We start from the raw sequence: 17,182 nt of genomic DNA, 5'->3' as shown, positions 1-17,182 counted from the left end.
TTTCGAAGGAGATATCTCTGTTCGATCTTAGAAGACCGAGCAGAGAACCTCGCCACCAACATTCTGTTCGCGAGCCTGGTGATCGGCCATCACACCCTTCGGAGTCGAAAGGATGGTGATGCCGAGGCCGTTCGCGACCTGCGGAATGGACTTGACCGAGACATAAACCCGGCGGCCCGGCTTAGACACGCGGCCGATCTCACGGATCACCGACGCGCCTTCGTAGTACTTGAGTTCGATGTTGAGCTCAGACTTGCCGTTGCCGAAATCGACGACGGAGTAGCCACGAATGTAGCCTTCAGCCTGGAGTACATCGAGAACGCGTGCACGGAGCTTGGACGCAGGCGTCGAAACCGACGACTTGCGGCGCGAAGCGCCATTGCGGATGCGGGTGAGCATATCGCCCAAAGGATCAGTCATAGACATCTAATCTGCTCCTTACCAGCTGGACTTGACGATGCCCGGCACCTTGCCGAGATTGCCGAGTTCACGCAGCGCGATACGCGACATGCGCAGTTTGCGGTAGTAGGCGCGCGGACGGCCAGACACTTCGCAACGGTTGCGAATACGGGTCTTCGATCCATCGCGCGGCAGCGATGCCAGCTTCAGAGTGGCCTTGAACCGGTCTTCGATCGAGAGAGACTGGTTCATGATGATTGCCTTGAGAGCAGCCCGCTTCGCGGCCTGGTTGGCAACCGTATTGCGGCGGCGCTTGTTCTTTTCAACTGCGCTTGTCTTCGCCATATCAGGGTTCCTTTTCTACGCTCGTCGTTACGGTTATTGACGGAACGGGAAGTTGAACTCTGTCAGAAGAGCTCGTGCTTCGTCGTCGGTCGTCGCCGTCGTGCAAACGATGATGTCCATGCCCCACATCTGATCAACCTTGTCGTAGTTGATCTCAGGGAACACAATGTGCTCCTTGATGCCCATGGCAAAATTGCCACGACCGTCAAAGCTCTTCGGGTTCAGGCCGCGGAAGTCGCGAACGCGCGGAAGCGCGATGTTGACCAGACGATCCAGGAACTCATACATGCGGGCGCCGCGCAGGGTAACCTTCGCGCCGATCGGCATATTTTCGCGGACCTTGAAGCCAGCGATGGAGTTGCGTGCACGGGTGATGACCGGCTTCTGGCCAGCGATGGCCGCCAGGTCGGCAGCAGCAACGGTCGGCTTCTTCGAATCAGCCGTCGCTTCGCCAACGCCCATGTTGATCACGATCTTGTCCAGCTTCGGGATCTGCATCTCGTTAGCGTAGGAGAACTTCTCCTGCATAGCTGCACGGATGCGAGCAACGTATTCTTTCTTGAGCCGCGGCTCGTACTTTACCTCAGCCATCGATCACTTCTCCCGAGGTCTTCGCCACGCGGACCTTCTTGCCATCTACAACCTTGAAACCGACGCGGGTCGGCTTACCGTCCTTGTCGACGATTGCCAGGTTGGACAGGTGAAGCGAGGCTTCCTTGCTGATGATGCCGGCTTCCTGGTTCTGCGTCTGGCGCTGATGGCGCTTGATGACGTTGACGCCACGAACGACCGCACGGTCTTCCTTCGGCAGCACTTGAATGACTTCGCCGGTACGGCCCTTGTCCTTACCGGTCAATACGACAACCTTGTCGCCTTTACGGATCTTCTGCATCGCTCCGCTCCTTACAGTACTTCTGGAGCCAGCGAGATGATCTTCATGTGGTTCTTGGCGCGGAGTTCGCGCGGAACCGGTCCGAAGATGCGGGTGCCGATCGGCTCTTTCTTGTTGTCGATGAGGACTGCTGCGTTGGTATCGAAGCGGATGACGCTGCCATCCGGACGACGGATGTCCTTGGCGGTACGAACGACGACCGCCTTCATCACGTCACCCTTCTTCACACGGCCGCGCGGAATAGCTTCCTTGATCGAAACGACGATAACGTCGCCGATCGAGGCATACTTGCGCTTCGAGCCGCCCAGCACCTTGATGCACATGACACGACGTGCGCCGGAATTATCCGCCACGTCGAGGTTTGTTTGCATCTGAATCATGTCAGGTCGCCTTCTTGTTGTTACCGGAATGGTTGGGCCAATCGACCCCCTACCCCGGCTTATGGACTAGTGTCTTGTCTGATTATGCCAGGCTTCGCGACCATAAGGATCGTCTCTGCCGGCCATCAATAAAGCAAAAGAACGCCCGTTCTCGAGCGTCCTGCTTCCAAGCTCGTGCTTCATACAGATATTTCGCCCAAGCGCAAGGGCCTGAGCGAAATTCTGTTACTTGGACTGGGCGGAAATGACCGTCCAGGTCTTGTCCTTGGAGATCGGCGCGCATTCCTCGATGGAAACGACGTCGCCGGTCTTGTATTGATTGTTTTCGTCGTGAGCCTTGTACTTCTTGGAACGACGAACGGTCTTCTGGAGCAGCGGGTGAGCGAAACGACGCTCAACGCGGACAACTACCGTCTTCTCGTTCTTGTCGCTGACCACGACGCCCTGCAGAATGCGCTTCGGCATGTTATTTTTCCTTTAGGCCTTTGCTTCTGCCGCCTTCTGGCGGGCAATGGTTTTCACGCGAGCGATGTCCTTGCGGACTTCGTTGATGCGCGAGGACTTCTCGAGCTGGCCGGTCGCCTTCTGAAAGCGCAGGTTGAACTGCTCCTTCTTCAGCTTGGCAAGCTCGTCCTTGAGTTGGTCGGCGCTCAGGGCGCGAACATCTGCGGCTTTCATGAGCTTCTTCCTTACTCTGCAATGCGCTGAACGAAGCGCGTCTTGACCGAGAGCTTGGCAGCGCCGAGGCGCAGAGCCTCACGAGCGATTTCTTCGCTCACACCGTCGATCTCGAACATCATACGGCCGGGCTTGACCTTGCATGCCCAGTATTCGACAGAGCCCTTACCTTTACCCATACGGACTTCGGTCGGCTTTGCGGTTACCGGAACATCCGGGAACACGCGGATCCATACACGGCCGGCGCGCTTCATATAGCGGGTGATCGCGCGGCGAGCCGCTTCGATCTCGCGAGCGTTGACGCGGTTGGGCTCCTGCGACTTCAGGCCGAATTCACCGAAAGCCAGATCAGAACCACCCTTGGCAACGCCCTTGATGCGGCCCTTGAATTGCTTGCGGTACTTCGTACGCTTTGGCTGCAACATTTTCTTATTCTCCGAACTTATCTGCCACGTACGCTATCAAGCGTTGTCGCGGCGACGGTCTCTATCGCGATCGCGGCTAGCCGGACCCTGGGCGTCGCCTTCGAGCGCGCGGCGTTCGGAGGCCATTGGATCGTGCTCAAGGATTTCGCCCTTGAAGATCCAGACCTTGATGCCGCAGATACCGAAAGCGGTTTCTGCTTCAGCCGTACCGTAGTCGATGTCGGCGCGCAGCGTATGCAGCGGCACGCGACCTTCGCGGTACCATTCCGTACGAGCGATTTCTGCACCGCCGAGACGGCCGGCGCAGGTGATCTTGATGCCTTCGGCGCCAAGACGCATCGCGGACTGAACGGCGCGCTTCATGGCGCGTCGGAAAGCAACACGGCGTTCCAGCTGCTGAGCGATCGACTGGGCAACCAGCGTCGCGTCGATTTCCGGCTTGCGAACTTCAACGATGTTGAGGTGCGTTTCGGAATTCGTCATGTCCGACAGCTTCTTGCGGAGCTTGTCGATGTCAGCGCCCTTCTTGCCGATGATCAGGCCCGGACGAGCCGAGTGGATCGTGACGCGGCACTTCTTGTGCGGACGCTCGATGACCACCTTGGAGATACCAGCCTGCTTCAGTTCGTTCATGACGAACTTGCGCATCTTCAGGTCTTCGTGGAGGAGCTGGCCGTACTCGGCATTGTCCGCGAACCAGCGGCTATCCCAAGTGCGGTTGATGCCAAGACGAAAGCCGATCGGATTGATTTTCTGACCCATTATGCGGCCTCCTCTTGAGCTTCCAATTCACGAACAACGATCGTCAGGTGCGCGAACGGACGCTCGATGCGAGATGCACGGCCGCGGCCACGAGCGTGGAAACGCTTCATGACGATCGACTTGCCGACGTAAGCTTCCGCTACGACCAGCGAGTCAACGTCGAGATCGTGGTTGTTTTCTGCATTGGCGATCGCAGATTCGAGCGTCTTCTTCACGGCGCCAGCGATACGCTTACGCGAGAATTCCAGCTCTGCGAGCGCGCGGTCAACCTTCTTGCCGCGGATCGAAGCCGCGACCAGGTTGAGCTTCTGCGGGCTGACACGGAGCGTGCGCGCAACTGCCTGCGCCTCATTGTCCTTCAGCCGGCGTTCGGTTTTTGCCTTGCCCATTGTTACTTCCTCTTCGCCTTCTTGTCCGCACCGTGACCATAATAGGTACGGGTCGGGGCGAACTCGCCGAACTTGTGTCCGACCATGTCTTCATTGACGCTGACCGGAATGTGCTTGCTGCCGTTGTAGACGCCGAAGGTGAGACCAACGAACTGCGGCATGATGGTGGAGCGACGGCTCCACATCTTGATTATTTCGTTACGTCCGCCTTCACGCACCTTCTCAGCCTTCTTGAGAAGATAGCCGTCAACAAACGGACCTTTCCATACTGAACGAGCCACTTGAGACTTCCTCTCTTACTTCTTGCGCTGATGGCGCGAGCGCATAATCATCTTGTCGGTCGACTTGTTCGACCGCGTACGCTTGCCCTTGGTCGGCTTGCCCCATGGGGTCACCGGATGGCGACCACCGGAGGTGCGGCCTTCACCACCGCCGTGCGGATGGTCGACCGGGTTCATGACAACGCCGCGGTTATGCGGCTTCTTGCCACGCCAACGCGAACGACCGGCCTTACCGTCGTTGATGTTGCCGTGATCCGGGTTCGAAACCGCACCAATCGTTGCAAGGCAGGTGCCGTGCACGAGGCGCTGTTCGCCCGAGTTCAGGCGAAGGATCGCCATACCCTGGTCACGACCAACGAGCTGAGCGTAGGAACCGGCGGAGCGAGCGATCTGACCACCCTTGCCTGGCTTCATTTCCACGTTGTGGATGATGGAGCCGACCGGGATGAACTGAAGCGGCATGGTGTTGCCCGGCTTCACGTCCACTGCCTTTTCCGAAGCGATGACCTTGTCGCCCGAAGCGAGACGCTGCGGAGCGAGGATGTAGGCCAGTTCGCCATCCGTGTACTTCACCAGAGCGATGTAAGCGGTACGGTTCGGATCGTATTCGATACGCTCGACGGTTGCTTCGACGTCGAACTTGCGACGCTTGAAGTCGACCAGACGATAGGTGCGCTTGTGACCACCGCCCTGGAAACGAACGGTGATGCGGCCGGTGTTGTTACGGCCGCCCTTGGAGGTCAGACCTTCCGTCAGCGTCTTGACCGGCTTGCCCTTGTAGAGCGAGGAGCGATCGACGATGACCAGCTGACGCTGGCTCGGGGTCGTCGGATTGAATGTTTTCAATGCCATTTTCTTATTCCTCAGAGACCGGTGGAGACGTCGATCGACTGGCCTTCGGCGAGCGTCACAACAGCCTTCTTCACGTCCTTCTGCTTGCCGACGAGACCCTTGAACCGCTTGGTCTTGCCGAGGCGCAGCAGAGTGTTAACGGCCGTAACCTTGACGCCGAAGAGCGCTTCGACGGCAGCCTTGATTTCCGGCTTCGTCGCGGTCTTAGCAACGTTGAAAACAACCTGGTTATTGTCCGAAAGCAGCGTGGACTTTTCGGTGATCGCAGGAGAAACGATCACATCGTAATGGCGAAGATCCGTCACTTGAATCGCTCCTCTAGAGCTTCAACTGCAGCCTTGGACAGCACGAGCTTGCCGCGGCGCAGGATGTCGTAAACGTTGATGCCCTGAACCGGCAGAACATCGATATTCGGGATGTTCTGGGCTGCGAGCTTGAAGTTGCTGTCGAGTTCAGCACCGCCGATGAACAGAGCGTTCGTCAGGCCGAGCGTCTCGAAAGCGCCAGCGAGTGCCTTGGTCTTGGCTTCGGTAGCGACGAGATTGTCGATAACAATCACGTCTTCAGCCTTGAACTTGGCCGAGAGAGCGTGACGCAGGCCGAGGGCGCGAACCTTCTTCGGCAGATCATGCTCGTGGCTGCGGGCGACCGGGCCGTGAGCCTTACCACCGCCGCGGAACTGCGGAGCGCGAGCCGAATGGTGACGAGCGCGGCCCGTACCCTTCTGCTTGTACATCTTGGCACCGGTGCGCGCTACGTCCGCGCGGCCCTTGGCCTGATGCGTGCCCTGCTGCTTCTTGGCAAGCTGCCAGCGAATAACGCGAGCGAGAATGTCTTCACGCGGCTCGAGGCCGAAAATCGCATCAGAAAGGGAAACCTTCCCGGCGTCTTTGCCCTCAAGGGTCTTGACGTTGAATTCCATTGGTTTGGCTCCCTTACTTCGCTGCCGACTTGACGGCGTCGCGCACGATGATCCAGGCACCCTTGGAGCCGGGAACCGCACCCTTGACCAGGATCAGACCACGATCTTCGTCGGTCGATACTACTTCAAGGTTCTGCGTCGTAACGCGCGTCTGGCCCATGTGACCAGCCATCTTCTTGTTCTTGAACACCTTGCCCGGGTCCTGGCGCGAACCGGTCGAACCGTGCGAACGGTGCGAAACCGACACACCGTGCGTGGCGCGCAGACCGCCGAAGCCGTGGCGCTTGATGGCGCCGGCAAAGCCCTTACCGATCGTCGTGCCGGTCACGTCAACGAGCTGACCCGCCGTGAAGTGACCTGCGTTGAGCTCGGTGCCGACTTCAAGCAGATTGTCTTCCGTGACACGGAATTCTGCGAGCTTGGCCTTCGGCTCTACGCTTGCAACGGCGAAATGGCCGCGAAGAGCCTTCGTCGTGTTCTTAACCTTAGCCTGGCCGGCACCGAGCTGAACTGCGGTGTAGCCATTCTTTTCAACTGTGCGCTGGGCTACGACCTGGCAGCCATCCAAACGCAATACGGTAACCGGGACATGCTCGCCGGCGTCGTTATAGACGCGGGTCATTCCCACCTTCTGTGCAATCACACCTGAACGCATCGGTTCAATCCTTCTCACTCAGCTCGAGGACCGGAGGTCTCAGAGCTTGATCTCAACATCGACACCGGCGGCGAGATCGAGCTTCATCAGCGCGTCTACCGTCTGCGGGGTCGGGTCAACGATGTCGAGGAGGCGCTTATGCGTGCGCATCTCGAACTGCTCGCGGCTCTTCTTGTCGATGTGCGGGGACCGGTTTACCGTAAACTTCTCGATACGAGTCGGAAGCGGAACGGGGCCCCGGACGCTTGCACCGGTGCGCTTCGCCGTCGACACGATCTCGCGCGTGGAAGCATCGAGAATCCGGTGATCGAACGCCTTCAGGCGAATGCGGATATTTTGGCCGTTCATTCGACGTTATCCTTGTGTTTGTTATCTCGCGCGCCTCTCGAAAAGGCACGGATTGTTCTGTTTCCTAAGGCGGACCACCGGTTTCAAAGATCGAGAGGGACGCCGGCTGCGGCATCCCCATCCACTCTTTAGGCCTTTCGGCCCACCTTATTGTTAATTTCATTGGCCGCTTCGTCATCCGAAGCAGCGCGCAAATCGCGCTCGCGCGCCATTTGCAACATTTCTATGTCATAAGCAAGCGGCTACAGCCGCTTGCATCATAATATTGTCATCGAATCGGCCACTCGGATGAAGTGGCCGTCTTCGAATTACTCGACGATGGATGCCACGATGCCAGCGCCGACGGTACGGCCGCCTTCGCGGATGGCGAAGCGAAGCTTTTCTTCCATCGCGATCGGAACGATCAGCTCAACGGCAACGGTCACGTTGTCGCCGGGCATAACCATTTCCGTGCCTTCCGGAAGCGTCACGATGCCCGTCACGTCAGTCGTACGGAAGTAGAACTGCGGACGGTAGTTCGTGAAGAACGGCGTATGACGGCCGCCTTCTTCCTTCGTCAGGATGTAGGCTTCAGCCATGAACTTCTTGTGCGGCTTGACAGAGCCCGGCTTGCACAGGATCTGACCACGCTCGACGCCGTCACGGTTCACACCGCGGATCAGCGCGCCGATGTTGTCGCCGGCCTGGCCCTGGTCGAGCAGCTTGCGGAACATTTCAACGCCGGTCACCGTCGTCTTCGACGTCGGACGAATGCCGACGATTTCGACTTCTTCGCCAACCTTGACGATACCACGCTCGACGCGGCCCGTCACAACCGTACCACGGCCGGAGATCGAGAACACGTCTTCGATCGGCATCAGGAACGGCTGGTCGATCGGACGCTCAGGCGTCGGGATGTAGGCGTCAACCTGAGCCATCAGCTCGCGGATCGCGTCTTCGCCGATCTTCTTGTCCGAATCTTCAAGTGCAGCAAGTGCCGAACCCTTGACGACCGGGATGTCGTCGCCCGGGAAGTCGTAGGACGACAGAAGTTCGCGAACTTCGAGCTCGACAAGCTCGAGAAGCTCGGCGTCGTCAACCTGATCGACCTTGTTCAGGAACACGACGATCGCCGGAACGCCAACCTGGCGGGCGAGCAGGATGTGCTCGCGCGTCTGCGGCATCGGGCCGTCTGCGGCAGAGCAAACCAGGATCGCGCCGTCCATCTGTGCGGCACCCGTGATCATGTTCTTGACGTAGTCGGCGTGGCCAGGGCAGTCGACGTGCGCATAGTGACGGTTCGGCGTCTCGTATTCAACGTGGGCCGTCGAGATCGTGATACCACGAGCCTTCTCTTCCGGAGCCGCGTCGATTTGGTCGTACGCCTTGAACTCGCCGAAGTACTTCGTGATCGCTGCCGTCAAGGACGTCTTGCCGTGGTCAACGTGACCGATCGTACCAATGTTAACGTGCGGCTTATTGCGCTCAAACTTACTCTTTGCCATTTTCGGCTCTCCGTTTTCCTGTCCCCTGAGGGATCAATTCTTGTTATCGGTCAATTGGTATTCCGGTCACTTCTGACCGGAATACTTTGCCTGGATTTCCTGTGCGACGTTCGACGGAACCGGCGCGTAATGATCGAAGGTCATCGTGTACTGTGCACGGCCCTGAGACATCGAACGCAGGTTATCGACGTACTTGAACATGTTCGCCAGCGGGACGTTCGCGTTGATGACAACAGCGATACCGCGGCTTTCCTGGCCCTGGATCTGGCCACGACGCGAGTTCAGGTCGCCGATGACGTCGCCGACGTAATCTTCCGGCGTCACGACTTCGACCTTCATCATCGGCTCGAGGAGCTGGGCGCCAGCTTCGCGGGCTGCTTCACGGAAGCAAGCGCGGGAAGCGATTTCGAAGGCCAGAACCGACGAGTCAACATCGTGGAAGGCGCCGTCAACGAGCGTCGCCTTGACGCCGAGCATCGGGAAGCCAGCCAGCGGACCAGAAGACAGGACGCTTTCGATACCCTTCTGAACGCCCGGGATGTATTCCTTCGGAACGGAACCGCCGACGATCTTGGACTCGAACTTGAAGTCGTCGCCGTCCGGGTTCGGTTCGAACACGATCTTGACGCGAGCGAACTGACCGGTACCACCCGACTGCTTCTTGTGGGTGTAGTCCTTTTCCGTCTGACGCGTAATGGTTTCGCGGTAAGCAACCTGCGGCGCGCCGACAGTCGCTTCAACCTTGAATTCACGACGCATACGGTCGACGATGATGTCGAGGTGAAGTTCACCCATGCCGGCGATGATCGTCTGACCCGATTCCTGGTCCGTCTTCACGCGGAAGGACGGATCTTCAGCAGCCAGACGGTTGAGCGCGAGGCCCATCTTTTCCTGGTCGCCCTTGGTCTTCGGCTCGATCGCGATCTGGATGACCGGCTCGGGGAATTCCATGCGCTCAAGGATAACCGGCTTCAGCGGATCGCAGAGCGTATCGCCAGTGGTGGTTTCCTTGAGGCCGGCCAGAGCAACGATGTCGCCAGCGAAGGCTTCTTCGATGTCTTCACGCGAGTTCGAGTGCATCTGCAGCATACGGCCGACGCGCTCGCGCTTGTCCTTGACCGTGTTGATGACCGATGCACCCTTCTCGAGCTTGCCGGAGTAGATGCGGGCGAAGGTGAGCGAACCGACAAAGGGGTCGTTCATGATCTTGAATGCCAGCATGGACAACGGCTCGCTGTCGTCAGCGTGGCGTTCGATTTCGGCTTCCGTCTTGAAGTCGATGCCCTTGATCGCCGGAATGTCGAGCGGCGACGGCAGGTAATCGACAACGGCGTCGAGCAGCGGCTGGACGCCCTTGTTCTTGAAGGCGGTGCCGCAGAACATCGGATGGAACTTGACGTCGATCGTGCCGCGACGAACGAGCGCGCGGATCTGATCGTTGTCAGGCAGGTTGCCTTCGAGGTAGGCTTCCGTCGCGGCTTCGTCGATCTCGACAACGGTCTCGATCAGCTTTTCGCGGTATTCGGCAGCCTTGGCCTTCATGTCTTCCGGGATCTCGACCACGTCCCACTGAGCGCCGAGCGACTCGTCGCGCCAGATGAGGGCGTTCATCTCGATCAGGTCGACAACGCCCTTGAAATCGCTTTCAGCGCCGATCGGCAGCTGCATGACGACGGCGGTTGCGCCGAGGCGGGTCTTGATCATCTCGACCGAGCGATAGAAGTCAGCGCCGGTCTTGTCCATCTTGTTGCAGAAGATCATGCGCGGAACATGATACTTCTCGGCCTGACGCCATACAGTTTCCGTCTGCGGCTCAACGCCGGCATTGGCGTCGAGCAGAGCGATGGCACCGTCGAGAACGCGCAGCGAACGCTCGACTTCGATGGTGAAGTCGACGTGGCCGGGAGTGTCGATGATGTTGAAGCGGCGGGTCTTGCCGTCGCGGCCCTTCCAGAAGGTGGTCGTGGCAGCGGAGGTGATCGTGATGCCACGCTCCTGCTCCTGCTCCATCCAGTCCATGGTGGCTGCGCCGTCGTGCACTTCGCCGATCTTGTGCGACTTGCCGGTGTAGTAAAGAATACGCTCGGTGGTCGTGGTCTTGCCGGCGTCGATGTGCGCCATGATACCGAAATTGCGGTAGTCTTCGATTTTATATTCGCGAGCCATAATGGACTGCCTTTCCGAAACCGTTCGGGATTACCAGCGATAATGCGAGAACGCACGGTTGGCATCAGCCATCTTGTGCGTGTCTTCGCGCTTCTTGACGGCAGCGCCGCGGTTGTTGGAGGCATCGAGAAGTTCGCCGCACAGACGGTCGACCATCGTCGTCTCATTACGCTTGCGAGCGGCGGTGATCAGCCAGCGGATGGCCAGAGCCTGACGGCGCTCAGGGCGTACGTCGACCGGAACCTGATACGTAGCACCACCAACGCGGCGCGAGCGGACTTCAACGTGCGGAGCGATGTTATCCAAAGCCTGATGGAACACGCCGAGCGGCTCCTGCTTTGCCTTGCCCTGCACGGCGTCAAACGCGCCATATACGATGTTTTCAGCTACGGACTTCTTGCCGTCGAGCATGATGGCATTCATGAACTTGGTAACGACCAGATCGCCGAACTTCGGGTCCGGGTTGATCTCGCGCTTTTCTGCTCTGTGACGTCTGGACATATAACTTCTCGTCTCTCAACTTTTGCGGCGCTTCACCACGCGGAGAACCTCGCGCAGCACCGGATTATCTAAAAAACCGAATTACTTCGGACGCTTTGCACCGTACTTGGAACGGCGCTGCTTGCGGTTCTTGACACCCTGGGTATCGAGAACGCCGCGGATGATGTGGTAGCGAACACCCGGAAGGTCCTTAACGCGGCCGCCACGGATCATGACGACAGAGTGCTCCTGAAGGTTGTGACCTTCGCCGGGGATGTAACCAATGACTTCGAAGCCGTTGGTCAGGCGGATCTTTGCGACCTTACGCAGAGCCGAGTTCGGCTTCTTCGGCGTCGTCGTGTAGACGCGGGTGCAAACGCCGCGCTTCTGCGGGTTCTCCTGGAGAGCGGGAACCTTATTACGCTTTACCTGCGCCTGGCGAGGCTTGCGGATCAGCTGGTTTACGGTAGGCATTCAACCATCCCTTGTAAATCTATGTCGACACCCTTACGGGCTTCACTTGCGCCGTCACCGGCAACGACACACGTTCGTCTCAATGCGCAAAACGTGGCCCGATCCGCTCTCGCAGATGGACCACAAAAAAGCAGAGGACACCAAAAGTGGCGTCGTGCGTGCAGCATTCGTGTCTTCAACGTGCGTTTAGAACCTTGTTTGAGGTGAACTCCAGGGCGCGTCGCCCCGAATAGCCATGCCTCACATGGGTTCCGATGGCGGCGGTACTACTGGTTTCCCGCCGGTTCGTCAAGGCCGGTTAAGAAATTATCTTTGTCACAAAGCCCTGAAACCCCGGCCAAACCAGCCATTTGGCGCATTGGATACGGAAATGCCGCCCCTTCGGCAAGATGGACTTTGGTATTTCGTCAAAATCCCTATAAGGAATCACCGAAGAACATTTCCATCCGACGGACCCGCGCGGCGAAAAGGAATCGCCGGGTCGATTCGACACTCCCGAAGGAAGACTCATGATTACAGCGCCAGACAACGACAACAATTCCGACGGTCCCATGGTCTTCATCATCATCGGCAAGGGTTACGAGACCGATGGCGGCGAAGGCATCGACCTGCACGTCATGCTGAAAGCGCCAGACGATGATACCGCCGTGCGTGAGGCACTGAACGCTCTTGCCGAAGAAGGCTTCATCGAGGCCGACCTCGACCAGATTGGGCTCTTGACGGATATTCCGGACGAAGAGCCGCATGCCTCCGCCTATCAAGGCGCGCTCGAAGGCGAAGTCGCGATCATCCGCTTCCGCTGATCGGACGCCGCCTGATGAAGGCGGCATCCCCTCACCTCATCGATTTCGTTATGCACAAAAAGAAACCGCCCGGATCGCTCCGGGCGGTTTTGATTTTTTCACATTCGCTGCCGGCTTATTCGGCCGGGCTGTTCTCGCTGGCGAGATCCTGCAGCATCGGCGTTGCTACGCCGGCGCCCGTGCCCTTGCGACGCTCTTCGAGGATAAGCTCGTCGCGAGCCGTAGCGATACGGCGGATCTGCGTCATGGTACCGCCGGTACCGGCCGGGATCAGGCGGCCGACGATGACGTTTTCCTTCAGGCCCTGCAGACCGTCGGTCTTGCCGGCGATTGCAGCTTCGGTCAGCACCTTCGTCGTTTCCTGGAAGGATGCAGCCGAGATGAAGGACGGCGTCTGCAGCGATGCCTTGGTGATACCAAGCAGAACCGGATCGCCATAAGCGGGCTTCTTGCCTTCTTCGATCAGGCGGTCGTTGGCGTCTTCCAGCTCGATACGGTCGACGTTGTCGCCGACGATGTACTGGCTGTCGCCTGCATCGGTGATCTCAACCTTCTGCAGCATCTGACGGACAATCACTTCGATGTGCTTGTCGTTGATGACAACGCCCTGCAAGCGATAGACTTCCTGGATTTCGTTGACCAGGTAGGAAGCCAGAGCCTCCACGCCCTTGATCGCCAGGATGTCGTGCGGAGCCGGGTTACCGTCGAGGATGTAATCACCCTTTTCGATATAGTCGCCTTCCTGAAGGTGGAAGGGCTTGCCCTTCGGGATCAGGTATTCGACCGGCTCGACACCGTCTTCCGCCGGCTCGATGATGACGCGACGCTTGTTCTTGTAGTCGCGGCCGAGGCGGATCGTACCATCGATCTCTGCGATGATAGCATGGTCCTTCGGACGACGAGCTTCGAACAGTTCGGCAACGCGCGGCAGACCACCGGTGATGTCCTTGGTCTTGGCGCTTTCCAGCGGCGAACGGGCGAGAACGTCACCCTGCGACACCTTCGTGCCCGGCTCGACCGACAGGATAGCGTCGACCGAGAGCAGGAAGCGGGCTTCGCCACCGCGCGAGAGCTTGGCGACATTGCCGCTGGCGTCCTTGACGACGATCGCCGGTTTCAGATCGGAACCGCGCGGCGTCGAGCGCCAGTCGATAACCTGACGCTTGGTGATGCCGGTAGACTCGTCCGTCGCTTCGAGAACCGAGAGACCGTCGACGACATCTTCGAAGTGAACCGTACCGGCCACTTCCGTCATCATCGGACGGGTATAGGGGTCCCACTCCGCCAGACGCTGACCGCGCTTCACCTTGTCGCCGTCGTCGACATACAGCTTCGAACCGTAGGCAACGCGCTGCGAGGAGCGCTCGACACCGCGTTCGTCCAGGATCTGGACCGTCATGTTGCGGCCCATGGCAACCAGGTTGCCGTCGGAGTTGCGCAGCATGTTGCGGTTCTTGATCTGAACAGTGCCTTCATACGAAGCTTCCAGGAACGACTGGTCGACCACGGTCGCCGTGCCGCCCAAGTGGAAGGTACGCATGGTCAGCTGGGTGCCCGGCTCACCGATCGACTGTGCGGCGATAACACCGACAGCTTCACCGATGTTGACAGGCGTACCGCGAGCAAGGTCACGACCGTAGCAGACCGAGCAGACGCCCGTCTGGATTTCGCAGGTCAGGGCCGAACGGATGCGGATCGACTGGATACCGGCCTTCTCGATCTCGATGACATCCGGTTCCAGGATCATCTTGCCGGCGTCGACGATGCGCTCACCCGTGACCGGATGATCGATATCGTCCAGGGCCGTACGACCGAGGATGCGGGCGCCGAGCGAGGCAACGACCTGACCGGCATCGACGATGGCGGTCATGGTGAGGCCGTTTTCGGTACCGCAATCGACGTGCGTGACGATGCAATCCTGCGCGACGTCGACAAGACGGCGGGTCAGGTAGCCCGAGTTCGCGGTCTTCAAGGCGGTGTCGGCCAGACCCTTACGGGCACCGTGGGTCGAGTTGAAGTACTCGTTAACGGTGAGACCTTCCTTGAAGTTCGAGATGATCGGCGTCTCGATGATTTCGCCCGACGGCTTGGCCATGAGGCCGCGCATGCCGCCCAGCTGGCGCATCTGGTTCGGAGAACCACGAGCACCGGAGTGGCTCATCATGTAGATCGAGTTCATCGGCTTCTGGCGACCGGTCTTCTCGTCGAATTCAACGGCCTTAATGCGGGCCATCATCTCTTCGGCGACCTTCTCCGTGGCCTTACCCCAGGCGTCGACAACCTTGTTGTACTTTTCGCCCTGGGTGATCAGACCGTCATTGTACTGCTGCTCGTATTCCTTCACGAGTGCTTCGGTATCGCCGACGATCTTAACCTTGGTATCCGGAATGACCATGTCGTCCTTGCCGAACGAAATGCCGGCGCGGCAGGCATGGGAGAAGCCAAGCTGCATGATGCGGTCGCAGAAAATGACCGTGTCCTTCTGGCCGCAATGGCGGTAGACCGTGTCGATCATCTTGGAGATGTTCTTCTTGGTCATTTCCTGGTTGCAGATGTCGAAGGTCACCTTGCCATGCTTCGGCAGGAGTTCGCCGATCAGCAGACGGCCGGGGGTCGTTTCATAGATCTTCGAATAGGGCTTGCCATCTTCGCCGATCGACTTGAAGCGGCCACGAATCTTCGAATGCAGCGTCACGACCTTGTTTTCAAGCGCGTGATGCAGCTCACCGAGATCCGAGAAGGCCATTCCTTCGCCCGGTTCGTTCTGGTTCAGGATCGACAGATAGTACAGGCCGAGAACCATATCCTGCGAGGGAACGATGATCGGCGCGCCGTTTGCCGGGTGCAGAATGTTGTTGGTCGACATCATCAGCACGCGGGCTTCCAGCTGGGCTTCCAGCGAGAGCGGCACGTGAACGGCCATCTGGTCACCGTCGAAGTCGGCGTTGAAAGCCGTGCAGACGAGCGGATGCAGCTGGATGGCCTTGCCTTCGACCAGCGTGGGTTCGAAGGCCTGGATGCCCAGGCGGTGCAGCGTCGGTGCGCGGTTCAGGAGAACGGGATGCTCGCGGATGACCTCATCGAGGATATCCCAGACTTCCGGCTTTTCCTTCTCGACCAACTTCTTGGCCTGCTTGACGGTGGAGGAGTAACCCTTCGCGTCGAGGCGGGCATAGATGAACGGCTTGAACAGCTCGAGCGCCATCTTCTTCGGCAGACCGCACTGGTGCAGCTTCAGTTCCGGACCGGTCACGATGACCGAACGGCCGGAATAGTCGACGCGCTTGCCGAGCAGGTTCTGACGGAAGCGGCCCTGCTTGCCCTTGAGCATGTCGGACAGCGACTTCAGCGGACGCTTGTTGGCGCCGGTGATGACGCGGCCACGACGGCCGTTATCGAACAGCGCATCGACAGATTCCTGCAGCATGCGCTTTTCGTTGCGGATGATGATGCCCGGAGCGCGCAGTTCGATGAGGCGCTTCAGACGGTTGTTACGGTTGATGACGCGGCGGTACAGATCGTTCAGATCCGAGGTCGCGAAGCGGCCGCCATCGAGCGGAACCAGCGGGCGCAGGTCCGGCGGGATGACCGGGACGACCTTCATGATCATCCATTCCGGACGGTTGCCCGACTCCATGAAGTTCTCGACGATCTTCAGGCGCTTCATCAGCTTCTTCTGCTTGAGATCCGAGGTGGTGTCGGCAAGCTCGGAACGCAGGTCGCCGGCGATCTTTTCGAGATTCATGCTGGCCAGCATCTCGTAGATCGCTTCAGCGCCGATCATGGCGGTGAACTGGTCTTCGCCATACTCGTCCACAGCGAGCATGTACTCTTCTTCCGAGAGCAGCTGATGCTCCTTAAGAGCAGTCAGGCCCGGCTCGGTGACGATGTAGTTTTCGAAGTAGAGCACGCGCTCCACATCCTTCAGCGTCATGTCGAGCAGCGTCGAAATGCGCGAAGGCAGCGACTTCAGGAACCAGATGTGGGCAACGGGAGCGGCAAGCTCGATATGGCCCATGCGCTCACGGCGAACGCGCGACAGCGTGACTTCGACGCCGCACTTTTCGCAGATGATGCCCTTGTACTTCATGCGCTTGTACTTGCCGCACAAGCATTCGTAGTCCTTGATCGGTCCGAAGATTCGTGCGCAGAAAAGACCATCGCGTTCCGGCTTGAACGTACGATAGTTGATCGTTTCCGGCTTCTTGATCTCGCCATAAGACCAGGAAAGAATCTTCTCCGGCGACGCAATCGAAATCCGGATGGAATCGAAATTCTGCGCAGGCACCTGCGGATTGAAAAGATTCATGACCTCTTGGTTCATGCCTATCTCCTTTAGGGGCGAAACGCCCTCGAATTGCGAACAGTGCCGGCAAATCCCGGGAACCGGACTGACGCTTTAAAACCGCCTTGCGGCGCCATGCATCCAGGAGGACGCCAACGGCGC

At 58.8% G+C, this 17,182-nt stretch carries 22 protein-coding genes; 1 reads left to right on the top strand and 21 read right to left on the bottom strand.

From position 1 onward, the window contains the following. Nucleotides 1-27: 27 nt before the first annotated feature. The 20 genes from rpsH to rpsL all read right to left on the bottom strand — a co-directional run bounded on the left by rpsH (nucleotide 28) and on the right by rpsL (nucleotide 11,932). On the bottom strand, nucleotides 28-426 hold the full coding sequence (rpsH, locus tag AC13RM_RS07700) for a 30S ribosomal protein S8 (protein WP_015339607.1): 399 nt from the start codon (nucleotides 424-426) through the stop codon (nucleotides 28-30). A 12-nt stretch (nucleotides 427-438) separates the two neighbouring features. Next, a complete protein-coding gene (gene rpsN, locus AC13RM_RS07695) occupies nucleotides 439-744 on the bottom strand; it encodes a 30S ribosomal protein S14 (RefSeq protein ID WP_004118406.1) in 306 nt (101 codons plus the stop codon). 33 nt (nucleotides 745-777) lie between these two features. Continuing rightward, nucleotides 778-1,335, bottom strand: a complete 558-nt coding sequence (gene rplE / locus AC13RM_RS07690; protein WP_015339606.1) for a 50S ribosomal protein L5 — start codon at nucleotides 1,333-1,335, stop codon at nucleotides 778-780. Beyond that, on the bottom strand, nucleotides 1,328-1,636 hold the full coding sequence (gene rplX, locus AC13RM_RS07685) for a 50S ribosomal protein L24 (protein WP_015339605.1): 309 nt from the start codon (nucleotides 1,634-1,636) through the stop codon (nucleotides 1,328-1,330). The genes rplE and rplX overlap by 8 nt, the downstream gene beginning before the upstream one ends. An 11-nt stretch (nucleotides 1,637-1,647) precedes the next feature. Continuing rightward, nucleotides 1,648-2,016 (bottom strand): 50S ribosomal protein L14, encoded by a 369-nt coding sequence (gene rplN, locus AC13RM_RS07680; protein ID WP_003573790.1) that lies wholly within the window; start codon nucleotides 2,014-2,016, stop codon nucleotides 1,648-1,650. A gap of 225 nt (nucleotides 2,017-2,241) precedes the next feature. Continuing rightward, nucleotides 2,242-2,481: a 30S ribosomal protein S17 gene (gene rpsQ / locus AC13RM_RS07675; protein ID WP_015339604.1), complete on the bottom strand. Its 240-nt coding sequence runs from the start codon at nucleotides 2,479-2,481 to the stop codon at nucleotides 2,242-2,244. 12 nt (nucleotides 2,482-2,493) lie between these two features. Then, on the bottom strand, nucleotides 2,494-2,694 hold the full coding sequence (gene rpmC, locus AC13RM_RS07670) for a 50S ribosomal protein L29 (RefSeq protein WP_007690763.1): 201 nt from the start codon (nucleotides 2,692-2,694) through the stop codon (nucleotides 2,494-2,496). Nucleotides 2,695-2,705: 11 nt separating this feature from the next. Next, nucleotides 2,706-3,119, bottom strand: coding sequence for a 50S ribosomal protein L16 (rplP, locus tag AC13RM_RS07665; protein ID WP_004118395.1), 414 nt, complete (start codon nucleotides 3,117-3,119; stop codon nucleotides 2,706-2,708). Between the two features lie 36 nt (nucleotides 3,120-3,155). Then, nucleotides 3,156-3,881, bottom strand: coding sequence for a 30S ribosomal protein S3 (rpsC, locus tag AC13RM_RS07660; RefSeq protein WP_004118393.1), 726 nt, complete (start codon nucleotides 3,879-3,881; stop codon nucleotides 3,156-3,158). Beyond that, nucleotides 3,881-4,270: a 50S ribosomal protein L22 gene (gene rplV / locus AC13RM_RS07655; RefSeq protein WP_488554744.1), complete on the bottom strand. Its 390-nt coding sequence runs from the start codon at nucleotides 4,268-4,270 to the stop codon at nucleotides 3,881-3,883. The genes rpsC and rplV overlap by 1 nt, the downstream gene beginning before the upstream one ends. A 2-nt stretch (nucleotides 4,271-4,272) precedes the next feature. Continuing rightward, nucleotides 4,273-4,551: a 30S ribosomal protein S19 gene (gene rpsS, locus AC13RM_RS07650; RefSeq protein ID WP_015339602.1), complete on the bottom strand. Its 279-nt coding sequence runs from the start codon at nucleotides 4,549-4,551 to the stop codon at nucleotides 4,273-4,275. A gap of 15 nt (nucleotides 4,552-4,566) precedes the next feature. Further along, nucleotides 4,567-5,403 carry a 50S ribosomal protein L2 gene (gene rplB, locus AC13RM_RS07645; protein ID WP_113233694.1) on the bottom strand — a complete coding sequence of 279 codons (837 nt, stop codon included), beginning with the start codon at nucleotides 5,401-5,403 and terminating at the stop codon, nucleotides 4,567-4,569. 11 nt (nucleotides 5,404-5,414) lie between these two features. After that, nucleotides 5,415-5,708 (bottom strand): 50S ribosomal protein L23, encoded by a 294-nt coding sequence (locus AC13RM_RS07640; RefSeq protein ID WP_015339600.1) that lies wholly within the window; start codon nucleotides 5,706-5,708, stop codon nucleotides 5,415-5,417. Next, the gene (gene rplD, locus AC13RM_RS07635; protein WP_112507501.1) at nucleotides 5,705-6,325 is read right to left on the bottom strand and encodes a 50S ribosomal protein L4; all 621 of its coding nucleotides are present in this window, start codon (nucleotides 6,323-6,325) and stop codon (nucleotides 5,705-5,707) included. The genes AC13RM_RS07640 and rplD overlap by 4 nt, the downstream gene beginning before the upstream one ends. 13 nt (nucleotides 6,326-6,338) lie before the next feature. Further along, complete coding sequence (gene rplC / locus AC13RM_RS07630; protein ID WP_015339598.1) at nucleotides 6,339-6,980, bottom strand: 50S ribosomal protein L3; 642 nt, start codon at nucleotides 6,978-6,980, stop codon at nucleotides 6,339-6,341. 39 nt (nucleotides 6,981-7,019) lie between these two features. Beyond that, nucleotides 7,020-7,328 (bottom strand): 30S ribosomal protein S10, encoded by a 309-nt coding sequence (rpsJ, locus tag AC13RM_RS07625; protein ID WP_003547547.1) that lies wholly within the window; start codon nucleotides 7,326-7,328, stop codon nucleotides 7,020-7,022. A gap of 308 nt (nucleotides 7,329-7,636) precedes the next feature. Next, complete coding sequence (gene tuf, locus AC13RM_RS07620) at nucleotides 7,637-8,812, bottom strand: elongation factor Tu (protein WP_075852341.1); 1,176 nt, start codon at nucleotides 8,810-8,812, stop codon at nucleotides 7,637-7,639. 66 nt (nucleotides 8,813-8,878) lie between these two features. After that, nucleotides 8,879-10,978, bottom strand: a complete 2,100-nt coding sequence (gene fusA / locus AC13RM_RS07615; protein ID WP_113233784.1) for an elongation factor G — start codon at nucleotides 10,976-10,978, stop codon at nucleotides 8,879-8,881. Between the two features lie 30 nt (nucleotides 10,979-11,008). After that, complete coding sequence (rpsG, locus tag AC13RM_RS07610; protein WP_015339596.1) at nucleotides 11,009-11,479, bottom strand: 30S ribosomal protein S7; 471 nt, start codon at nucleotides 11,477-11,479, stop codon at nucleotides 11,009-11,011. A gap of 81 nt (nucleotides 11,480-11,560) precedes the next feature. Next, nucleotides 11,561-11,932: a 30S ribosomal protein S12 gene (gene rpsL / locus AC13RM_RS07605; RefSeq protein WP_003507760.1), complete on the bottom strand. Its 372-nt coding sequence runs from the start codon at nucleotides 11,930-11,932 to the stop codon at nucleotides 11,561-11,563. A 509-nt stretch (nucleotides 11,933-12,441) separates the two neighbouring features. Here rpsL and AC13RM_RS07600 point away from each other — a divergent pair. Next, a complete protein-coding gene (locus tag AC13RM_RS07600; RefSeq protein ID WP_004123433.1) occupies nucleotides 12,442-12,735 on the top strand; it encodes a hypothetical protein in 294 nt (97 codons plus the stop codon). Nucleotides 12,736-12,850: 115 nt separating this feature from the next. Here AC13RM_RS07600 and rpoC read toward each other — a convergent pair whose 3' ends face one another. Then, entirely contained in the window at nucleotides 12,851-17,059 is a 4,209-nt protein-coding gene (gene rpoC / locus AC13RM_RS07595) for a DNA-directed RNA polymerase subunit beta' (protein ID WP_285177544.1), read from the bottom strand. Nucleotides 17,060-17,182 lie beyond the last annotated feature (123 nt).

Source organism: Martinezella sp. CNPSo 3732, from assembly GCF_057784515.1.
The sequence above is the reverse complement of the archived record's forward strand: the minus strand, read 5'-3'. Positions and strand labels throughout refer to the sequence as shown.

Excerpts from the sequence above, each read along its gene's own strand:
- rpsH (WP_015339607.1), bottom strand. The coding sequence starts at position 426 with ATGTCTATGACTGATCCTTTGGGCGATATGCTCACCCGCATCCGCAAT.
- rpsN (WP_004118406.1), bottom strand. The coding sequence starts at position 744 with ATGGCGAAGACAAGCGCAGTTGAAAAGAACAAGCGCCGCCGCAATACG.
- rplE (WP_015339606.1), bottom strand. The coding sequence starts at position 1,335 with ATGGCTGAGGTAAAGTACGAGCCGCGGCTCAAGAAAGAATACGTTGCT.
- rplX (WP_015339605.1), bottom strand. The coding sequence starts at position 1,636 with ATGCAGAAGATCCGTAAAGGCGACAAGGTTGTCGTATTGACCGGTAAG.
- rplN (WP_003573790.1), bottom strand. The coding sequence starts at position 2,016 with ATGATTCAGATGCAAACAAACCTCGACGTGGCGGATAATTCCGGCGCA.
- rpsQ (WP_015339604.1), bottom strand. The coding sequence starts at position 2,481 with ATGCCGAAGCGCATTCTGCAGGGCGTCGTGGTCAGCGACAAGAACGAG.
- rpmC (WP_007690763.1), bottom strand. The coding sequence starts at position 2,694 with ATGAAAGCCGCAGATGTTCGCGCCCTGAGCGCCGACCAACTCAAGGAC.
- rplP (WP_004118395.1), bottom strand. The coding sequence starts at position 3,119 with ATGTTGCAGCCAAAGCGTACGAAGTACCGCAAGCAATTCAAGGGCCGC.
- rpsC (WP_004118393.1), bottom strand. The coding sequence starts at position 3,881 with ATGGGTCAGAAAATCAATCCGATCGGCTTTCGTCTTGGCATCAACCGC.
- rplV (WP_488554744.1), bottom strand. The coding sequence starts at position 4,270 with ATGGGCAAGGCAAAAACCGAACGCCGGCTGAAGGACAATGAGGCGCAG.
- rplB (WP_113233694.1), bottom strand. The coding sequence starts at position 5,403 with ATGGCATTGAAAACATTCAATCCGACGACCCCGAGCCAGCGTCAGCTG.
- rplD (WP_112507501.1), bottom strand. The coding sequence starts at position 6,325 with ATGGAATTCAACGTCAAGACCCTTGAGGGCAAAGACGCCGGGAAGGTT.
- rplC (WP_015339598.1), bottom strand. The coding sequence starts at position 6,980 with ATGCGTTCAGGTGTGATTGCACAGAAGGTGGGAATGACCCGCGTCTAT.
- rpsJ (WP_003547547.1), bottom strand. The coding sequence starts at position 7,328 with ATGAACGGCCAAAATATCCGCATTCGCCTGAAGGCGTTCGATCACCGG.
- tuf (WP_075852341.1), bottom strand. The coding sequence starts at position 8,812 with ATGGCAAAGAGTAAGTTTGAGCGCAATAAGCCGCACGTTAACATTGGT.
- fusA (WP_113233784.1), bottom strand. The coding sequence starts at position 10,978 with ATGGCTCGCGAATATAAAATCGAAGACTACCGCAATTTCGGTATCATG.
- rpsG (WP_015339596.1), bottom strand. The coding sequence starts at position 11,479 with ATGTCCAGACGTCACAGAGCAGAAAAGCGCGAGATCAACCCGGACCCG.
- rpsL (WP_003507760.1), bottom strand. The coding sequence starts at position 11,932 with ATGCCTACCGTAAACCAGCTGATCCGCAAGCCTCGCCAGGCGCAGGTA.
- AC13RM_RS07600 (WP_004123433.1), top strand. The coding sequence starts at position 12,442 with ATGATTACAGCGCCAGACAACGACAACAATTCCGACGGTCCCATGGTC.
- rpoC (WP_285177544.1), bottom strand. The coding sequence starts at position 17,059 with ATGAACCAAGAGGTCATGAATCTTTTCAATCCGCAGGTGCCTGCGCAG.